Raw genomic sequence first — 19084 nt, 5'->3', positions numbered from 1 at the left:
AAGAGTAATAACATTATTCTATAATATAAAATATAGCAATTATATTATGTATCAAAACAATTTTTTATACATAATATATTGTAATATTTACTTTTTATGGAGGTATATATGTACAGGTGTCCTTATTTCTATAAGATGATGAGAGGTAATGATAAAAGTATTTCTCCTAAAAAAAATTTTACTATAGAAGAAGCAGCATCGATTGCCAAATATTTGAATATTAAATTTGACAAGTTTAATGTAGAACAATTTAGAATTGGATTAAATGTTGAATTAGAGCATGGTAGTATTAATCCATTTACTAACATAACTAATGATGATCCTATTATAACTGGCAAAATAACTCTTGCTCACTTAAATGAATATTCAGATTATTATAAACGGCTAACTAAAATGGAGGAAGAAGCAGAAGAATATTGGGGTTATTAAATTTTAAAAGGTAATTCACCGATTGTAAGAATGTTTTAAAATGCAATGACATGACACAATTTTCTTAAAACTGAAATGCTAACTATAGAATAAAGCTAGCAAAATACTAAATTAAGTCATATTTTTGTAAAGTGTCTCTGAATTATTTGCGGAGACATTTATTTTTTGTTTTCATCAAAATATTTAAGAGTGAATTCATTTCTGCAATATGTGGAATTAATTACATATTAAAGGTATAATAGTAATATAAAGAAAAAATATTAATGGTGAAGGAGAGAGCAGCTAAATTAGTAGGACCAATTCTAAACTATGAATTTTCAAACAATTAGGAGTCAGTAAAAAGTATAAACAATATAATGAAATAGGGGGAATAAAAATATGCCTGAGATAATTATAGTACTTTTAAAAGTTATAGGAATAGCAATATTAGGGATAATATTGCTAAACATTCTTATAACTTACATTTTAGGATTAAGAGTAATTAAAAGTAATGAAATAGGTATAGTGGAAAAATGGTGGTCCACAAAAGGATCACTAAAGAACTCAATCATTGCATTGAATAAAGAAGCTGGATATCAACCTGATGTACTAAGGGCGGGTATACATTTTAGGTCTGCTATAATGTATAAAGTGAAAAAAGCTCCACTTATAACAATACCCCAAGGGCAAATAGGATATGTCTTTGCACGAGATGGACAGGCACTCGAACCAACTCAAAGCTTAGGTAAAGTAATAAAAGAAAGCAATAACTTTCAAGATGTTAGAGCATTTATTGAAAATGGAGGGCAAAAGGGTCCTCAAAGAGATATTCTTAGAGAAGGTACTTACGCCTTTAACCTTGCTCAATTTGTAGTAATAACGGAAAATAAGACGTACTGCATAGACAATGGAAATGCTACTGAAATGCAAGCTATTGAAAGTATGGCCGAAAAGATAAGAGAACATAATGGATTTAAGCCAATGATAATACAAGGTGATAGTGATTTTACTGGAATAGTTACTATACATGATGGTCCTTCTCTACCAAATGGAGAAATTATAGCTCCTATAGTTGGAGAAAACCCTCAAGACGGAGAAACATATCATAATAATTTCCAAAACCCTGAAGCATTCTTAAAGGCGGGAGGTTTTAGAGGAAGACAATATCAAGTTATAACAGATGGGACATACTACCTAAATGGTTTATTTGCAACTGTAGAGTTGGTAAAAAAAGTTGTTATTCCAGTGGGATATGTAGGGGTAGTTGTTAGTTATACAGGAAGAAAGGGAAAGGATCAATCTGGAGAAGCCTATAAACATGGAGAACTTGTTGAAAATGGCTGCAAAGGGGTATGGAAAGAACCATTAAATCCAGGCAAGTATGCTTTTAATACCTATGCAGGTAGCATAAGTCTTGTACCTACAACTAACATCATACTAAAATGGATTGAAGGAGAGACAGACAAAACACATAAGTATGATGAAAACTTAAAAGAAGTAGACATTATAACACAAGATGCCTTCCAACCAACATTACCTTTATCAGTTGTAATAAATATAGACTATAGAAAAGCCCCTCTTGTTATTCAAAGATTTGGAGATATAAAAATGCTTGTAGAACAAACACTAGATCCTATGGTAGCTTCTTACTTTAAAAATATAGGACAAAGGAGAACTCTAATAGAACTTATTCAACAAAGAACAGAAATTCAAGAAGAAGCTGCTGATAAAATGAAAGAAAAATTTAATCATTACAGCTTAGAGCTTGAAGAAGTATTAATCGGAACTCCTTCGGCTGAAAATGATAAAAAAATAGAAACAATTCTACAACAGTTAAGGGATAGACAAGTTGCAAAAGAGCAAATTGAAACATACAAACATCAAACATATGCTGCTGAAAAAGAAAAGATTTTAAAAGAATCTGAGGCTAAAGCAAGACAACAATCTGCTTTAACTGAATCTGAAATCAATATTGATATAGAATCAAATAAGGGTGCCGCTGAATTTAGAAAGGCACTTCAAGAAGCAGAACAAATAAAAGCATTAGCTGAAGCTAGAGCAGCTGAAATTAAAATTATTGCTTCTGCTGAAGCAGAAAAAGAGGAAAAAGTAGGTATAGCTAAAGCTGTAGCAATAAATAAGCAAGTAGAAGCATACGGTGGACCTCAATATCAGGTAGCTCAAATAATTGGTGAAAAGTTTGCTGAGGCTATAAAAATAGCAAAAGTACCTATAGTGCCTAAAAATATAGTAACTCTTGGTAGAAATGGAGAACATAGTAATGCAAGTATATTAGATACAGTCCTTGCTCTTACTATGAATAAACAACTAGGAATAGATATAGCAAAAGATACTGAAGAGGATAATGGAATAACAGAAAAAGAAATAGACAATACACCAATTACAAATGTATCTAAAGTAAATGAAGAGGCTAATGATGATGAATCTAACAAGGGAAATTTAAAGTAAATTTATTAACCTAAACTAGAACGGTGAAAAAATAAGCCTACAAGCCTACTTTCGTAGGCTTATAAATTTATAAAATTTTATGATTAAACGTCCTAACATAGTAGGTTATATCTTATTAAAAATAAATATTTATAAAAGGCGGTAATCTAACTATGAAAAGAATTAATAAGGAGGTGGCACTTGTGGAATATAAAGCTACTAATAAATATAGACTAGTTATATTTATTCCATTAATACTAGGTATATTAATAGATAATGTAAGCTTTATATCAAAAATATATACAGAGGGATACATGTTCATATCCATTTTATTTATAGTATTTTGGTTTTGGGCTGGTAAACTCTTTGCAGAAATTAGTGAGAATAAAAGAAAAGGATTTTTTCAAGGTAATAAATTATGGCTGCTATCTTTTGTAATTTTTAAATTGCTAATCTACTTATCTCAAAATAGAATAAGTTTTATGGCGTTTATGACGTTTTTCCCAGAAAGATTCTCTCAATATTATGTAATATGTATGACTCCGATTGTTTCTAAAATTTTAAAGTTATCTGTTGTAGCCACTGGAACCGGAAGGGTAACTGCAGCTTATATATTTATGTTTATAGTTTTTTCTGTAGGGTTCAGTTATGGCCTCTATTGGAGGGAGAAGAAGATAAGGCTAATTATTATTACAGCTTTGCTTGGTATGGTGTGTTTACCTGTTATAAGTGTATTAGCTCCCTTTGCAAATTATGGTGTAAGAGAGGGTGGAATATTTGTAAAAGAAAACTCTAAACAAATAAAAAGCTATTATTCAGACTATTCTAGAATTGGGTTTGAGGTGTATTTCAATTTTATTTTAGAGAATGGAAAGGTAGATTGGCAAATTACTAATCCAAAAGGAGAAGTAATATTTTCTGGATGTGAAACAATGAAAAACATAGAGAGAGTTAGGGGATTTAGCATAAAACCTCCAAACATGCCTGGAAAGTATACCTTAACTATCACGCCTTATGAAGCTATAGGGAAGTTTAATGTAAATTGGTCTGATACTCCAAATCCTTTAATGTAAATAAAGAAAATATGTGGTTTAATAGAGGAAGAAAGATTTTATTTGTAATATAAGGAGAACAGATATGTTAGAGAAAAAGAAGTACGCAAATGGTCAAGAAGTTTACACATATGATAAAAATAAACTCACCTACTATTTTAAAAATGGGAAAATAAAAGCAGAAGGCCCTTTTGAAAACAATCAAATGGAAGGTGAATGGAGATTTTATAGGGAATCTGGACAACTATGGCAAATAGGGAATTTTCAGAACGGCAAGAAACATGGAACATGGATAAGATTTAATAAAGATGATCAACAGGAATATAATGAGGAATTCAAGGATGGGAAACTAATTAAAGCAAAATAGTACGAAGTTCTTATGTATAACTTATAAAGAGAAATATCTATAGCTCTGAATATTAATTATTCACTTAAAGATAATACTAGACATACTATAGAATATAAATAATCTAATAATGTTATATATGAACTAATCTTAGCTGTTGACAAAGAATATTATTATCAATTGATAATGTGTTTTACTACAAAAAGTGTAGAAAATCAAGGTTTATAGTAATATAATAAAAATATAAACAATTATCAATTAGGAGTGAAATAAGTGGAAGATTATAAATTAGGCACCAAAGTATCAGTAGTTACAATGATATTGAATATTATATTAGCTATATTCAAATTAATTGCAGGTATCTTTGGGAAAAGCTCTGCAATGATTGCAGATGCAGTTCATACAGTATCTGATGTATTTACAACTATAGTAGTTATTATTGGACTAAAGATATCCTCTAAAGGGGAAGATAAAGAACATCCCTATGGGCATGAAAGGTTAGAAGCTGTCTGTGCAAAAATAATAAGTGTAGCTCTTCTTTTAGTAGGTTTTATGATTGGGTATAAAAGTGCAGTAAGGCTTTATACAGGCAATATAACTACTCCAGGAAAGATTGCCCTATGGGCTGCAGCAGTATCAATTATTTTTAAGGAAGGAATGTACTGGTATACTATTATAACTGCAAGGAAAATAAGAAGTATTGCAATGGAAGGAGATGCTTGGCATCACAGATCAGATGCCCTATCATCAGTTGGAACCTTTCTAGGAATTCTAGGGGCAAGATATGGATATACATTTATGGATCCTCTTGCAGGTATCATTGTAAGTATATTAATAATAAAGGTTGGAGTAGATCTTTATATAAGAGCAGTAAAGGAACTTATTGATTCATCTGCAGACAAAGAAACACTAGATAAAATAAATAATAGTGTGATTTCTATTGACGGAGTCAAGGCAATAAAAAACCTTAAAACCAGAATATTTGGGAATAAAATATATGTAGATATAGAAATATGTGTTGATGAGAGACTTTCAGTGAGAGAAGGACATGATATAGCAGAGCTAGTTCATTGTTCAGTTGAAAATGAAATTAACACTGTAAAACATTGTATGGTTCATATTGAGCCATTTACAGGATAATCTAATATTATGAATATTATTAACCAATAAACTATAATAAACAAAAATTCATTTTAATTACAAACACCCTAAAGTTTTATTTAACATTAGGGTGTTTTATTAAAGTAAAAATTCTAATGCTTTTCAACCTTATTGCTCCTCTCTTATGTATGTGTTAAAATCGATTATACGATGATAATATCATGTACAACCAATACAATAAGCACGATTTTTATATAAGGTAAGTATCTAAAAGATACTATCTACTGATTGGGTAATTACTATAGGAGAATAGTTATGAATAAATATCCAGAGCCAACTGTTAGTGCCGTTATTTTAAATCCTGATGGGAAAATACTTCTCTGTAAATCTCGGAAATGGGGAGACAAATATGTAATTCCCGGCGGTCATATTGAATTAGGAGAAAAAATGGAAGACGCGCTGATAAGAGAAATATTGGAAGAAACAGGACTAAGTATCTGTGATATTGAATTGATTAGTTTGAAAGAGAGTATATATAGCGATACATTTTACGAGAAAAAGCACTTCATCTTTATTGATTATCTATGTAAAACTAATTCAAGTAACGTTATTCTAAATGATGAAGCAGATGAATATGAGTGGGTAGATTTAGAGCAAATAGAATATTATAACTTGGGAGGTTTTACGAAAGAATTATTAATGAAGTTAAGAAATGAGAATGAAGCTAAAGAATGCAAAAGGATATTTTACAATTATTAACACATAGGTTCTTTGCTTCTAAAAAGAGTAACTGAATGGGCTAAAGGTAAGGGAGTTAATAGAATTGAATTAAAATTTTCTTATATTACGATACAACCATTGATATGTAAAAGTAATTATATACCTAAATTAAAAGCTAGAATATTAATTATTCACCTAAAATGCACACTAAACATAATATAGAATATAAACAATCTAATATGGAGTGTGTTCTAGTGATATATGCACTAATCTTAGCCGGTGGGAAAGGGACAAGACTTTATCCTCTATCACGTGAGCGAAGCCCAAAGCAATTTCTAAGAGTTATAAATGAAAAAAGCTTTTTACGTAATACCGTAGATAGAATAACTCCTATAGTGAGCAAAGAAAATATTTATGTTGTTACTAATAAAGATTATATAGATAAAATAAAATTGGAATTGCCAGATATAAATGAAAAAAATATTTTTATAGAACCTGCTAATAAGGAGACCGCTACTTGTATAGGTCTTTCTGCTGTAAAACTATTAAAAAGAGATAAGGATGCAGTAATGCTTGTACTTCCATCTGATCATTTCATTAAAAATGAGAAGTTATTTATAGATACTCTAGAACAAGCAATTGAAATTGCAGAAAGAAGAAGAGGTCTTTTAACTATTGGAATAAATCCTGTAAGACCTGAAACAGGATATGGATATATTCAAATGGGGGACAGAATTAATGGAGATATTCCAACCTTTAAGGTGGCAAGGTTTACTGAAAAGCCTAACCTTGAGGTGGCTAAGGATTTTTTGATTGATGGTAATTACTTATGGAATAGTGGGATGTTTGCATGGAGAGCAGATGTATTCTTGCGGGAGATGGAAAAGTATCTTCCTAAAATGTATAGAAGCTTAATGGAAATATATCAAGATGTAGATACAGAAAAAGAAGAGGAAACCACAAATGAACAGTATAATCTCATAGAGGGTATTTCAGTTGACTTTGGAATTATGCAAAAGACAAGAAAAGCATATGTAATAAAATCTGAATTTGAATGGGATGACATTGGAACTTTTTCAGCTATGTGCAGATTCCTAAAAAGTTTTAGAGGAAATAGCATTACAGGAAACACCTTCCTGGAGCAAAGTGAAAATTGCTATGTATTTGGTAAAGAGAAATTAATAATAGGCTTTGGTGTAAAGGATCTTATTATTGTTGATGCAGGAGATGTGCTTCTTGTTATGGATAAGAATAAGGATCAGGAGATAAAGCATTTAGTAAATGTTATTCAGCAACAAAAAGATTATGATAAGTATTTATAAATATGATTTTAAGGTCAGGATACAATTTTTTTAATTTAAATTGAATCCTGACCTTATTTAGTTTTATATTAATATCGATAGAATGTAATAAATATATTGTAATTATATATGAGCAGCGATGATATTATTTTTGTATAAGGAAATAGATAATATCAGAAAAGTATTTACTTACGAAATAGGATGCTTTTGACAAGGGAGGTTAAAATAGATGGTTGATAATAACACGGTTATGGGGTACAGGCATTTGGTTAAATTATTTATAGATGCCTACGATAATGACTGGGATGCGGCTCAGGCTCTAAAGAAAAATCGAGAGTTCATGTGTATGATAAGAAGAATAAAATTTGAAGGAGTATATAAGCTATGAATGGAAAAAATAATGAACAAAACATAGTTATTAGAAGGGCTAAAGATAAGGACATTAACTGTCTAGTAGAACTATTAACAGTACTCCTTACTATAGAGACGGATTTTATTATCGATACAAAACAACAGAAAAAAGGTCTTCCCATTATGCTGGAACAAAGTAATCAATGTTGTATCATAGTTGCAGAACATGAGGGACAGGTAGTAGGTATGTGTACAGGACAGTTACTAACCTCCACATCAGAAGGTGGCTTGAAAGTTATCTTGGAAGATTTAGTTGTAGCAGCAGAGCATCGTGGACGTGGAATAGCATCATTACTAGTTAACGCAGTAGAAGAATGGGTTGTTAAGAATGGTGCACTGAGAATTGATCTTTTAGCGGATCGACGTAACATTCCAGCTTTAAACTTTTATAAAAAACATAACTGGAATTCTACGGAGTTGATTGCTTTACAAAAATACTTACCTTAGAATCAAACTATATTAAAATGAAGGAGAAAAAAATGAACATTAATTATTTTGTAAAAACTCATGGATTAGGGAATGAGTATATTGTTTTAGATGAAGAAAAGATAAAATTTAATTTAACACAAAAGGCAATTGAAAGAATTTGTAATGTCAACTTTGGCATAGGTTCAGATGGAATTTTGTTAAAAGTCCAATCCAATAAAGCAGATTTTGGGTTGAGGATTTTTAATCCAGATGGTTCTGAAGCAGAGAAAAGTGGAAATGGTTTAAGAATATTTTGCAAATACATTTATGATTATGGATTTGTTAATAATAAAGAATTTTCTGTTGAAACTAAAGGTGGAATAGTTAAAGCAAAAATTATAGAGACTTCAAATAGAAAAGCAAAACTAATTTCGGTAGAAATGGGGAAAGCTATCTTTAACTCAAAGGAAATCCCTACAACTTTTATAGAGAAGGAAGTAATAGGAGAGAAGTTGAAGGTTAAAAATAAGGAATATGAAATAAACTGTGTTTCTGTGGGAAATCCTCATTGCGTTGTTTTAAAGCAAGAATTAGATATTGATGAAATAAAAGAATATGGAAGGTTTATAGAAAATCACAGCATGTTTCCTAATAGAATTAATGTTCAATTTGCAAAAGTTATATCAAGAAGTGAGGCAGAAATATTAATATGGGAAAGAGGTGCTGGTTTTACATTGGCATCAGGAAGTTCATCTTGTGCAGTGGCAAGTGTTTTAAGAAAAAGAAATTTAGTTGATGATAAAGTTAAAATTAAAATGCTTGGTGGTGAATTATTAATACAAATAGATGATGATTGGAATATTAAGATGACTGGAGAAGTTAGACAGATAGCTGAGGGAACTTTAAGTGATGAACTAATAGAAGATTTAAATAAATGGATAAATATATATAATGGGAATGTTGATTAAATTATTATATTAGAAAGAATTTTACTAAAGAACGCTATGTATTAGTTGTACTTACTAATATATAGCGTTCTATTGTTTTTTTGATTATGCTATGAAAGCATTTATTAGAATATAGTTAATTTCACGTAAAAGTTAATAATTTTTATTGGAAAAAATTTGAAATAATTGTCTCGTATGAAAGAATGACTCATATAATGAAAGGTGGACTTATTTATATAAGATATTGCTATCTTGGAAAGTAAAAAGTGCTAAGTCTGCATTCTGTTATAAAGAACTGGGGGGAGTACTACGGAAAGCGGAGAAGAAAGGTTCAATGAAGAGTTAGTAGAAAAATCAACAGAAGAAGCTATAAAAAAGCGTAAAAAAATCCTTAAAGGTATAATAATATTTTTTTGTGCTCTACTTGCTGTTTATTTTGGAATGGCCAAATATTTTATGAATCATTTTTATATTGGCTCTAAGATTAACTCTATTAGTGTTTCAGGAAAAAACATTGAGGATGCAAAAGGAGTAATTGAAGCGGAGCTTCAAAATTATACCTTGACTCTAAAAGAGCGTGAAAGTAAAAGTGAGCAAATAAAAGCAAGCGATGTGGGCTTAAAGCTCAGCTCAGGTGAGGAATTAAATAAACTTAAGGATACACAGAACCCCTTCAAATGGGTAGCAGTATTCTTTACTGAAAAAGATTGTAAAATGAATATAGGACTTTCCTATGATGAGAATCTGCTTAAGGAAAAAATAGATAAGCTATCATGCTTTAGCAGTGATAATGTTGTTGAACCTAAAAATCCAAGCTTTAAGTATGAAGATAATAATTATGTGATTATAAGTGAAGTTTCAGGGAACAAAGTAGACAAAGATATCTTATATTGTTATGTAGTAAATTCAATGCTTAAGGGAGAAAATGAAATAGATTTAGAGTCAGCAGGCTGCTACGTAAAGCCCAAATATAATTCAGATTCAAAAGAAACTATAGAAGTTAAAGACACGCTGAATAAATACGTATCTTCAAAAATTACTTATACTTTTGGTGAAAAAAAGGAAACCTTAGACGGTTCTATAATAAATACGTGGCTTAAGGTTGATGATAATTTCCAAATTACTTTTGATGAAAAAAAGGTTATGGCTTATATGGATACACTTTCTAAAACTTATGATACAGTTGGTAAGACTAGAAAGTTTGTTACATCATTAGGAAATACCATATATATAAATGGTGGTGATTATGGGCAATCTATTGATAAGGATAAAGAAGTAAGGAATTTAATTAAAGACATAAAAGAAGGAAGAACTATAACGAAAGAACCAGAATACAGCAGCAAAACTGCTTTTCCTTCTAATAACGGAGACATTGGAACTACGTATGTAGAAATAAATTTATCAAAACAGCAGTTATGGTTTTATAAAGATGGATCACTAATAGTGGAAGGAGATGTTGTTACAGGTAATATATCAAAGAATCATTCAACACGTAAAGGTGTTTTTAAGCTAAAGTATAAGGCAAGAAATGCTATTCTTAGAGGGGCAGATTATGCTACATTTGTTAACTACTGGATGCCATTTGATGGAGGAATAGGAATTCATGATGCAAGTTGGAGAAAAAATTTTGGAGGAGATATATATCGGACAGATGGTTCTCATGGTTGTGTAAATTCACCTTATAATGTAGCACATTTAATATACGATAATATTAAGCCAGGAACACCTATTATTTGTTATTAGCAATAGAACTTGATGTGATTATTGCTATCAGTTTTAGACATAAATAATCTACCTCTATCTCTAAAAGTTTATTAAAATTCCTTAATTATTGATAGAGGTAGATTATCACATTTTAACATCTCTTAAAGCTTTGGGCTATCAACATTTCTTCATATTTATCAATTTATATAGAGTACAATCTATTTAATGGGATAACTTCTCATAACCTCATTCAATTTTCCATAACTAACCCTATCTGGATAATTAATCATCTTTTCCCACCTATCCAAACTAACAGGATTTATAACAATAAGTTCTGCAGCGTCTTTAAGTGAAGGTTTTAGGGATTGAGTTAATATACTTAGCTAAATCTTTTTTACTAACACCTTTCAATAATCGTGTCTTTCTAATTTTATTTCCAACTGTATCTTCTGGTAAAGGGTATAAAAAGGTTGTTCGAACATCAATATTTGGGGTCAGAATGCAATTTTTATTTGAGGAAAATTGTATCCTGAGGAAACAGAAATACTCTTTTGTTTTATCCTGTCTTTTGTTTGCTCACTTGATCTTCATAAACTTTTTTTATTTGCTCAATAATACTATCTTCATCAAAGCTTTTTTCATAAATATTAAAGACCTTCATTATCCCCATAATGCTATTAGTTAAAAAAACACTATCTGCAGATAATAAATTCTCCTTACTGAATTTACCTTCAGTAACATCAAAGTTATTTATTATGAACTTTCTTACAGTTCCTTCAAGTAATCCACACTCTACAGATGGAGTATATATTTTTTTGTTCTTTATAAAAAATACATTAGATAGACTTCCCTCAGATAATTTTCCCTCTGTATTGAAAAACAACACCTCATTATATCCCTCATTAATACATTTTTCATGTTCTAATATATTTTCTAAGTAATTTAAAGACTTTAAGTATGTAAGCTTGGAAAATTCATTTCTCTTAACAGAACTTATTTTAACTTTAAATCCCTTCTTATAATGCTCCTGAGTATAATTATTCCTTCTAATAGTAAATAGGGTATTGTTTTCTGTAACCACTAATTTTAACACACAGTTACTGCACTGAAGCTTCTTCACAGCAGCCATAACTTCATCTTTAGTAATTTCCTTATTTATTTCTATAGTAGAAAGTCCGTTATTTATCCTGTCTAAATGTTCTTCAAGAAAAAGCGGCACATTATTTACAAGCATAGTCTCAAAAAGTCCCCTTCCAAAATAAAAACCACTATCTAAAAGAATATTCTTATTTTCTATTATCTTACCATTTAAAAGTATCATAACTAAAACACCCCTTTATAGTACTTTCATCAAGGCCTTAGCTTTATCTAGTGTCTCATCATATTCTGCTTCCTTTACAGATTCCCAAGTAATTCCTCCACCTATACCAAAGTAGGCATTTCCACTCTTTATAAGTATAGTTCTTATAGCTATATTTAGGTCTGCATTTCCATCAAAACCTAAGTAACCTATACATCCCGTATAAATATTTCTTCTAGTAGGCTCTAATTCCTCAATTACTTCCATAGACCTAACCTTAGGTGCACCAGTTATAGATCCCCCTGGGAAACATACTTTTATACAGTCTACTGCTGTGTATTCCTCTTTTAATTCCCCTATAACAGTAGCTACTAAGTGAAATACAGTACTGTATTCCTCTAATTTAAAGAGTTCTATTACCTTTACAGAATACGGCTTACAGACTTTACTTAAATCATTTCTCTCCAAATCTACAATCATTAATAACTCAGACTTATCTTTTTCACTATTTATAAGTTCTTCTCTATTCTTTAAATCTTCCTCTTCATTTTTACCTCTAGGTCTTGTACCTTTAATAGGTCTTGTTTGAACAATATTATTTCTTATTTCCAAAAATTTCTCTGGTGAAGAAGATACTATACTAAAATCTTCAACATTCATAAATGCAGCAAATGGAGCTGGATTTATATGTCTTAAGTCCTTATATACCTCATAAGGCTCTTTATTTGTTTCACAACAGAATCTTTGGGTTAAATTAGTAATGTAAACATCTCCAGTCCGTATATATTGCCTAACCCTCTCTATTGTATCTATATACTCATCCTTACTAAAGTTTGATATAAACTTTGTAGTGCTATTATTTACTTTTCTATATTTAACTTTATGTCCCTTGGTTATTTTATCTTTTAGTTCATTAATACTCTCTTCTTTTGGTTTCAATATGCCTAAAGAAGTAATATAAGTTTTCTTTTTTAAGTTATCCACTATTACTGCATTATCATAAAAATAAAAATAGCAATCAGGTATTTTCACATCTTCTACAGTCATCACAGGAATCTTTTCTGTAGTTCTTGCCATGTCATAAGAAAAGTACCCCATAGCTCCAGCTATGTATGGAAGTTCTGTATTATTTTCAATTTTGTATATATTAATCAGCTTACTAAGTTCTTTAAAAGGCTCACCATTAAACTTTTTATTATTCATGATACAAATATTATTTTCATATTTAAAAGTAGTAAAAGGGTTTAATCCTATAAAAGAGTATCTACCTAAACTTTTAGCATCCATACCACTATCTAGAATAGTAACTGTTTTATCTTCTTTAAATAATGAGTAAATATCAAAACCATCGAATTCTGTTTCTATTTCTTCAATTAAAAACTCCATATAATCCCCCTCTGTTAACCCTTTTTGCTTCTTCTAGAAAATTCTTAAGCATTTCATGTCCGCATTCTGTTAGTTCTGCTTCGGGATGAAATTGTACTCCTTCAACAAGATATTCTTTATGCTTAATTCCCATTATAACTCCATCAGTAGTTTCGCAGGTTATAGTAAAGCATTCTGGAAGTGTTTCCTTTTCTATTATTAACGAATGATATCTTGTAACATCTAATGGATTTTTAATTTCTTTAAACACTCCTATATTTTTATGATGTACCTTAGATACTTTTCCATGTATAGGTTCTTTACCCTTTATTATATTAGCACCAAAGGTATAACCAATACTTTGATGTCCAAGACATATTCCTAAAATAGGAATCTTACCACTAAATTTTTTAATTATGTCTACACAAATACCTGATTGTTTAGGTGGCTTAGGACCTGGAGAAATTATAATTCCTTCCGGCTGCATTTTTTCCACATCTTCTAATGTTAATTTATCATTTCTATAAACCTTAACATCTTCCTTTAGTTCTTCTAGATATCTTACTAAGTTATATACAAATGAATCATAGTTATCAATCATAAGAAACATGAATTCTCACTCCTCATCATTAAGTTATATTGCTTATCAAAATATTATCTTTATACAGTATATCATTTTAATATTATGCTGTTACAGAGAAAAATTCATTTGTAACTCTTCAGATACTAATTCTGTTTTACTAAATAAAAGAAATTTAAATTTTCTAAAATATAACAACTAAATAACGTCATAAATTTAAACAAAAAGGGATAACTTACTCAAGACATGTCCAGTGACATCATTAATTGGAGTACTGTTACGGATTCTACTAAATACTTAAAGGATAGGTATAATTAACAGTAACGACAATATATACCAAGTTGAACACTTTAATAACATTAGGATTGTGCAATCTAATACATCCGTTTGATACAGCTTTCCCAATAGAAGAAGGGTTAAAGAAAACTGTTAAAAATGATACAATTTATATAACGTTGTTTCGTGACTGTAAACTATTATGAAGTAATCATTAATCTAGGATTAGTTATGGTTAACCGTATCATAAATAAATGCGAAAACTAGCATTAGTCATTGATATTACTTGGTTAAGTCTAGTTTTTTTAATTGGAAAAATTGTATCATAAGTAAGATAGAATTAAGCAAATATTTTTATTAAATATTAATTTTATTTTTAATTACTTCGATTTCTGCTATTAAATCATTAATACGAGATTCTAGCTCATTTATTTTATCGATGTTGTTTTGATTATTTTTGGAACTTTCTTTATTTGATTTACTTGAATTACTATTTTGAGTTGTATTACAATATTGATTATTTATATTATAACTTTTAGGATTAAAAGACAATCCTGGTCCTCCTTGAAAATATTGCTGTTGTGAATTATATGTTAATATTACTTGACCGAGTAATTCAAACCAATTTCCTAGTGCATTTTGAACATTAAAAGGTAGATTCCCTGCCATTATTTCTCCAAGTATTGTTCCTATTATAACGAATAATTGAGGATTTAAACACTGAAACCCATTTGGGATATCACAACATCCCATATTCTTAAATTCGTTTGTTTTACTATTATTGTTTGAATTATTATTAGCATTATTATTAAAATTAGTATATCCACAAGCTCTTGCAAAATCTTCAAAATTACTCCAGCCACTAAAGTTCATAGTTTCCTCTTATATATAATTACTTTAGTTTATTATATTATTTTCATCTAATAGGGGTTACTTTTATCAAGTAAATCAGAGTCAGTAGAAGAAGCTGCAAAAAAGATAGAATCTGGTGATAAAATTTGGTTTGGTGCATGTTCATCAGCTCCCATACAAATATTGAAAGAATTAGCTGATAGAGCACAAGAACTTAAGAATTTAGGAATTAAGATTCTACAGGTGACAATCATTTGTCCATTTGATAATGGAAGCTTTTCTTAAGTTCTCTTGGATTTAAGCAAGTCATAGCTTCAGACATGATACATACACCCTTTGCACCTGCTAGCAGTACATCTGCTACTTTATCCTTTGTTATCCCGCCAATAGCAAATACAGGTATAGTAACGGAATCACAGACCTCTTTCAAGAATGAGAGACCTCTTGAAGGTATTCCTTTTTTGCAGTCTGTTGGGAATATATGTCCTGCTATTAAATAGGATGCACCTAATTCTTCTGCTTCCTTCGCCTCAAGTAGTGAGTGAACAGAAGCACCAACTTTAGCAAATTCATGTGTCTGATTTTTATATGTCCTTAAATCTGACATTGACAAATGGATAGTAGGAATCTCAAGCTTTTTAGCTATTGAGATATTCTGATTAATAATAAGAGGAACTTTATTCATATAACAGATTCTTTTTATTTGGATAGCCAAAGATTCATATTCTTCAAGGTTTAAATCTTTTTCTCTTAACACTATTGCAAGAGGCTTTCCTTTTGCTAATTCATCAATTCGATTAAAAAAATTATCCTTACAAAGCTTGTGATTCGTTACATAAATTAACATAGAGCTCTCCTAAACATTAATATAATCAGAATAAACAGGTTGTAATCCTCTGATTACAATCATTTCGTGCACTTCATGTACACTACGTGGATCAGAGATCTCAAATTGTTCATCGCCCTTTTCTTCTTCAGTGTGGCCTCCAACTCCAACACTTACCCCAGCAGAGATTTTTGTGGCTACCATTCCAATAACATTATCACGAAATCCTGCTCTTTCTCTTGTAGAAATTGTAATTCCAGCATAGGGCATAAACAAACGATAAGCAAGCATTACTTGCAAAAGCTGTTTTTCATGGACATCATTAGGAGTATTTTCAGCATTGTTTATGTATGGCCTTAAACGTGGAACTGAGAAGGAAACTTCAACATGAGGATACTTTTGTTGTATAAAAAATGCATGTAAACCAGCTGCAAAGGCATCTTTTCTAAAATTGTCTAGGCCAAGCAATGCACCAAAAGCAACACCACGCATACCCCCTAATAAAGCACGTTCTTGTGCATTAAAACGATATGGAAAGATTCTTTTTGGCCCTCTTAAATGAACCTGTTCATACTTATCTGCATTATAAGTTTCTTGATAAACAGAAACAAAATCTGCACCGCATTTATTCAAATATGCATATTCTTCAGAGTTTAATGGATATATTTCAATGCCTATTGTAGAAAAGTATTTTGTTGCCAATTTAATTGCTTCACCAATGTATTCTACTCCAGACATATAACGAGACTCACCGGTTAATATTAAAATCTCTTTAAGGCCAGTGCTAGAAATTGCCTTTAACTCTTTTTCAATTTCTTCTAAAGAAAGCTTTCCACGGTGAATTTTATTTTTGCAATTAAAGCCGCAGTATATACATTCGTTTTCGCAATAGTTAGCAATATATAATGGTGTAAATAAACAAACAGAATTACCAAAGTGTTTTCTTGTCTCTAAGGTTGCCTTCATTGCCATAGCTTCTAAATATGGTAAAGCTGCCGGGGATAATATAACCGCATAATCTTCAATTGAAAGCTGTTTTTTATTTAAAGCTTTTTCTACATCTTCATCAGTATATTGATTATAGTTATATTCTTTTACTAAGGCTAACACCTTGTCCATAATATCAGAATATGTTGGTTCCATACCATCTAAATATTCCATATGATTTATTTTAATTGACTCCACGATTAATCCTCCAAAAACCCTGTCAAAGGACTAGATGCCTCTGCCCTATTATTTAACACTCTGCCAATACCAGCAAGATATGCGGTACGTCCTGCTTCAATAGCATTTTTGAAGGCTATAGACATCAAGGAAATATTGTTTGCTGTTGCAATTGCAGTATTACACATAACAGCATCAACACCCATTTCCATTGCTTCACAGGCTTGAGATGGACGACCTATACCAGCATCTACAATTATAGGTAAATCTATTTCATCCACTAAGATTTGTATGAAATCCTTTGTGCAAAGCCCTTTATTACTTCCGATAGGTGCACCTAAAGGCATTACTGATGCTGCACCAGCATTCATTAAGGCTCTTGCTGCATTTAGATCAGGGAACATATATGGCATAACGATAAAACCTTCTTTTGCAAGTATTTCTGTAGCTTTTATTGTTTCATAGTTATCTGGCATTAAATATTTAGAATCATGGATAACTTCTAATTTTATAAAATCTCCACAACCAATTTCCTTTGCAAGGCGTGCTATTCTAACAGCTTCTTCTGCATTTCTTGCGCCTGAAGTGTTTGGCAGCAGTGTAATGCCCTTTGGAATATAATCTAATATATTTTCTTCTCCACCTATATTAGCACGACGTAGTGCAAGGGTTATTATTTCTGCTTCTCCCTTTTCAATAACTGCCTTTACCATGTCTAATGAAAATTTACCTGAACCTAATATAAATCTTGAATTAAATTCATGCCCACCAATTATTAATTTATCACTCATTTATAACATCCTTTCTTAAACATCTTCTATTCCAAGCAATAAACGTAAAACCATGTTTGCCTGATGACCCGCACAAATTTGTACTCTTGGGGACATCAAACCTCTGCCGATTCTTGCTTCGTTTTCTAAATCTCCACATACATATAAACCCTTTATTGAATTTGTTGTTTTAATTAAATTTGAACTATCATATCCTGCCATGCCAGAAGCTGCTACAATTTTTACATTTGTAAGTTTGTCCAATGCTACATTTACAAGTATAGATTTCGCCTTGGGTTTATCGAAAGCTTCGCAAATAATATCATACCCATAAAAGATTTCCACAACATTGTCTTCCGTTACTTTTATATCTCTAGTTTCTACCTTGATAAAAGGATTGATTTCTTCAATCTGTTTTTTTAAGGCTTTGGTTTTTTGCATACCTAAATGATTAATACTATAACTTTGCCTATTAAGATTACTTGGTTCAACAATATCAAAATCTACTAGGAGAAGTTGTCCTACACCTATTCTTGCAAGCATAATTGCAATATTAGAACCAAGTCCTCCTAGACCTGCTATAGCTACCTTACCTTTTTTCAGCTTTTTATGTACATTCGGGGTATGCCTTGCCATCATCATACTTTCCAGTTCTTCTTCCTTAGGCATGATGCCTTTGGTGATTATAGTCAATATATCATTTTCAGATATATTGGAGTCTTTCTCTATTTGAAAACCATTTAAAATTACAACATCTGTTTCATTCCCAATTTGATTTCTTACTTCAAAGGCTGTTCTGCAAGATACTTCTACATCTTTTCCATTTACCATTATTTTCATAAATCAGCCACCTCCAACGAATCTAACAACCTCTAGAGTGTCTTCGTCTTTAAGAATAACATTCTTATACGAGATTCTTGGAACAATTTCACCATTGTGTTCTACTGCAATTGTAGTGATATCATATTTTTGCGCTTCTAAAAAGTCATATAAGGTTTGATTCATAGATAATGAAACAGTAGATCCATTGAGTTTCATTTTTTACCTCCTTTAAAAATTGGTACAAAAAAGCACAAAACGAGATTTGCACCCTTTCGGTGGTGCA

Annotated in this window: 20 protein-coding genes and 1 pseudogene; 11 read left to right on the top strand and 10 right to left on the bottom strand. The window is 30.7% G+C overall.

The features are described from left to right. Window positions 1-108: 108 nt before the first annotated feature. The 11 genes from CLHOM_RS16775 to CLHOM_RS16730 all read left to right on the top strand — a co-directional run bounded on the left by CLHOM_RS16775 (window position 109) and on the right by CLHOM_RS16730 (window position 10885). On the top strand, window positions 109-429 hold the full coding sequence (locus CLHOM_RS16775) for a DUF5661 family protein (protein WP_242846797.1): 321 nt from the start codon (window positions 109-111) through the stop codon (window positions 427-429). Window positions 430-807: 378 nt separating this feature from the next. Beyond that, the gene (locus CLHOM_RS16770; RefSeq protein ID WP_052222832.1) at window positions 808-2877 is read left to right on the top strand and encodes an SPFH domain-containing protein; all 2070 of its coding nucleotides are present in this window, start codon (window positions 808-810) and stop codon (window positions 2875-2877) included. A gap of 152 nt (window positions 2878-3029) precedes the next feature. After that, a complete protein-coding gene (locus CLHOM_RS16765) occupies window positions 3030-3929 on the top strand; it encodes a hypothetical protein (protein WP_074782659.1) in 900 nt (299 codons plus the stop codon). Between the two features lie 64 nt (window positions 3930-3993). After that, window positions 3994-4275, top strand: coding sequence for a toxin-antitoxin system YwqK family antitoxin (locus CLHOM_RS16760; protein WP_074782661.1), 282 nt, complete (start codon window positions 3994-3996; stop codon window positions 4273-4275). A gap of 252 nt (window positions 4276-4527) precedes the next feature. Further along, entirely contained in the window at window positions 4528-5394 is an 867-nt protein-coding gene (locus tag CLHOM_RS16755; RefSeq protein WP_074782663.1) for a cation diffusion facilitator family transporter, read from the top strand. A 276-nt stretch (window positions 5395-5670) separates the two neighbouring features. Next, complete coding sequence (locus CLHOM_RS16750; protein ID WP_052222830.1) at window positions 5671-6114, top strand: NUDIX domain-containing protein; 444 nt, start codon at window positions 5671-5673, stop codon at window positions 6112-6114. A gap of 215 nt (window positions 6115-6329) precedes the next feature. Continuing rightward, on the top strand, window positions 6330-7397 hold the full coding sequence (locus CLHOM_RS16745) for a mannose-1-phosphate guanylyltransferase (protein ID WP_052222829.1): 1068 nt from the start codon (window positions 6330-6332) through the stop codon (window positions 7395-7397). A 208-nt stretch (window positions 7398-7605) separates the two neighbouring features. Further along, window positions 7606-7764: a hypothetical protein gene (locus CLHOM_RS18585; RefSeq protein WP_175478634.1), complete on the top strand. Its 159-nt coding sequence runs from the start codon at window positions 7606-7608 to the stop codon at window positions 7762-7764. Between the two features lie 146 nt (window positions 7765-7910). Beyond that, a complete protein-coding gene (locus CLHOM_RS16740; protein WP_242846796.1) occupies window positions 7911-8234 on the top strand; it encodes a GNAT family N-acetyltransferase in 324 nt (107 codons plus the stop codon). Between the two features lie 32 nt (window positions 8235-8266). Further along, window positions 8267-9163 carry a diaminopimelate epimerase gene (gene dapF, locus CLHOM_RS16735; protein ID WP_052222827.1) on the top strand — a complete coding sequence of 299 codons (897 nt, stop codon included), beginning with the start codon at window positions 8267-8269 and terminating at the stop codon, window positions 9161-9163. Window positions 9164-9598: 435 nt separating this feature from the next. Further along, complete coding sequence (locus tag CLHOM_RS16730) at window positions 9599-10885, top strand: L,D-transpeptidase family protein (RefSeq protein ID WP_242846795.1); 1287 nt, start codon at window positions 9599-9601, stop codon at window positions 10883-10885. Between the two features lie 517 nt (window positions 10886-11402). Here CLHOM_RS16730 and CLHOM_RS16725 read toward each other — a convergent pair. The 10 genes and pseudogenes from CLHOM_RS16725 to thiS form a co-directional block, all read right to left on the bottom strand. After that, window positions 11403-12167 (bottom strand): aminotransferase class IV, encoded by a 765-nt coding sequence (locus CLHOM_RS16725; RefSeq protein ID WP_052222825.1) that lies wholly within the window; start codon window positions 12165-12167, stop codon window positions 11403-11405. Between the two features lie 15 nt (window positions 12168-12182). Continuing rightward, window positions 12183-13532, bottom strand: a complete 1350-nt coding sequence (gene pabB, locus CLHOM_RS16720; RefSeq protein WP_052222824.1) for an aminodeoxychorismate synthase component I — start codon at window positions 13530-13532, stop codon at window positions 12183-12185. Further along, a complete protein-coding gene (locus CLHOM_RS16715; RefSeq protein WP_052222823.1) occupies window positions 13516-14121 on the bottom strand; it encodes an anthranilate synthase component II in 606 nt (201 codons plus the stop codon). The genes pabB and CLHOM_RS16715 overlap by 17 nt, the downstream gene beginning before the upstream one ends. A 259-nt stretch (window positions 14122-14380) precedes the next feature. Then, window positions 14381-14509, bottom strand: a pseudogene (locus tag CLHOM_RS18880) (L,D-transpeptidase family protein); the annotation flags it as partial. A gap of 215 nt (window positions 14510-14724) precedes the next feature. Beyond that, window positions 14725-15240, bottom strand: coding sequence for a hypothetical protein (locus tag CLHOM_RS16710; protein WP_052222822.1), 516 nt, complete (start codon window positions 15238-15240; stop codon window positions 14725-14727). 229 nt (window positions 15241-15469) lie between these two features. Then, a complete protein-coding gene (locus CLHOM_RS16700) occupies window positions 15470-16066 on the bottom strand; it encodes a thiamine phosphate synthase (RefSeq protein WP_052222820.1) in 597 nt (198 codons plus the stop codon). A gap of 9 nt (window positions 16067-16075) precedes the next feature. Then, entirely contained in the window at window positions 16076-17206 is a 1131-nt protein-coding gene (thiH, locus tag CLHOM_RS16695; RefSeq protein ID WP_052222910.1) for a 2-iminoacetate synthase ThiH, read from the bottom strand. A gap of 26 nt (window positions 17207-17232) precedes the next feature. Further along, complete coding sequence (locus CLHOM_RS16690) at window positions 17233-18000, bottom strand: thiazole synthase (RefSeq protein WP_052222819.1); 768 nt, start codon at window positions 17998-18000, stop codon at window positions 17233-17235. Window positions 18001-18015: 15 nt separating this feature from the next. After that, on the bottom strand, window positions 18016-18819 hold the full coding sequence (gene thiF, locus CLHOM_RS16685) for a sulfur carrier protein ThiS adenylyltransferase ThiF (protein WP_052222818.1): 804 nt from the start codon (window positions 18817-18819) through the stop codon (window positions 18016-18018). 3 nt (window positions 18820-18822) lie between these two features. After that, window positions 18823-19017 (bottom strand): sulfur carrier protein ThiS, encoded by a 195-nt coding sequence (thiS, locus tag CLHOM_RS16680; protein WP_052222817.1) that lies wholly within the window; start codon window positions 19015-19017, stop codon window positions 18823-18825. Window positions 19018-19084 lie beyond the last annotated feature (67 nt).

The organism is Clostridium homopropionicum DSM 5847 (assembly GCF_001263795.1).
GTDB classification, from domain to species: Bacteria; Bacillota; Clostridia; order Clostridiales; family Clostridiaceae; genus Clostridium_H; species Clostridium_H homopropionicum.
Note: the sequence above shows the minus strand (reverse complement) of the source record. Positions and strands in the feature narration are given on the sequence as shown.

Bases quoted from the DNA above. Each gene is read 5' to 3' on its own strand.
- CLHOM_RS16730 (WP_242846795.1), top strand. From the start codon at position 9,599: ATGAATCATTTTTATATTGGCTCTAAGATTAACTCTATTAGTGTTTCA.
- CLHOM_RS16775 (WP_242846797.1), top strand. From the start codon at position 109: ATGTACAGGTGTCCTTATTTCTATAAGATGATGAGAGGTAATGATAAA.
- CLHOM_RS16765 (WP_074782659.1), top strand. From the start codon at position 3,030: ATGAAAAGAATTAATAAGGAGGTGGCACTTGTGGAATATAAAGCTACT.
- thiH (WP_052222910.1), bottom strand. From the start codon at position 17,206: ATGGAATATTTAGATGGTATGGAACCAACATATTCTGATATTATGGAC.
- CLHOM_RS16770 (WP_052222832.1), top strand. From the start codon at position 808: ATGCCTGAGATAATTATAGTACTTTTAAAAGTTATAGGAATAGCAATA.
- thiF (WP_052222818.1), bottom strand. From the start codon at position 18,819: ATGAAAATAATGGTAAATGGAAAAGATGTAGAAGTATCTTGCAGAACA.
- CLHOM_RS16710 (WP_052222822.1), bottom strand. From the start codon at position 15,240: ATGAACTTTAGTGGCTGGAGTAATTTTGAAGATTTTGCAAGAGCTTGT.
- CLHOM_RS16715 (WP_052222823.1), bottom strand. From the start codon at position 14,121: ATGTTTCTTATGATTGATAACTATGATTCATTTGTATATAACTTAGTA.
- CLHOM_RS16760 (WP_074782661.1), top strand. From the start codon at position 3,994: ATGTTAGAGAAAAAGAAGTACGCAAATGGTCAAGAAGTTTACACATAT.
- pabB (WP_052222824.1), bottom strand. From the start codon at position 13,532: ATGGAGTTTTTAATTGAAGAAATAGAAACAGAATTCGATGGTTTTGAT.
- CLHOM_RS18585 (WP_175478634.1), top strand. From the start codon at position 7,606: ATGGTTGATAATAACACGGTTATGGGGTACAGGCATTTGGTTAAATTA.
- thiS (WP_052222817.1), bottom strand. From the start codon at position 19,017: ATGAAACTCAATGGATCTACTGTTTCATTATCTATGAATCAAACCTTA.
- CLHOM_RS16690 (WP_052222819.1), bottom strand. From the start codon at position 18,000: ATGAGTGATAAATTAATAATTGGTGGGCATGAATTTAATTCAAGATTT.
- CLHOM_RS16700 (WP_052222820.1), bottom strand. From the start codon at position 16,066: ATGTTAATTTATGTAACGAATCACAAGCTTTGTAAGGATAATTTTTTT.
- dapF (WP_052222827.1), top strand. From the start codon at position 8,267: ATGAACATTAATTATTTTGTAAAAACTCATGGATTAGGGAATGAGTAT.
- CLHOM_RS16740 (WP_242846796.1), top strand. From the start codon at position 7,911: ATGCTGGAACAAAGTAATCAATGTTGTATCATAGTTGCAGAACATGAG.
- CLHOM_RS16750 (WP_052222830.1), top strand. From the start codon at position 5,671: ATGAATAAATATCCAGAGCCAACTGTTAGTGCCGTTATTTTAAATCCT.
- CLHOM_RS16725 (WP_052222825.1), bottom strand. From the start codon at position 12,167: ATGATACTTTTAAATGGTAAGATAATAGAAAATAAGAATATTCTTTTA.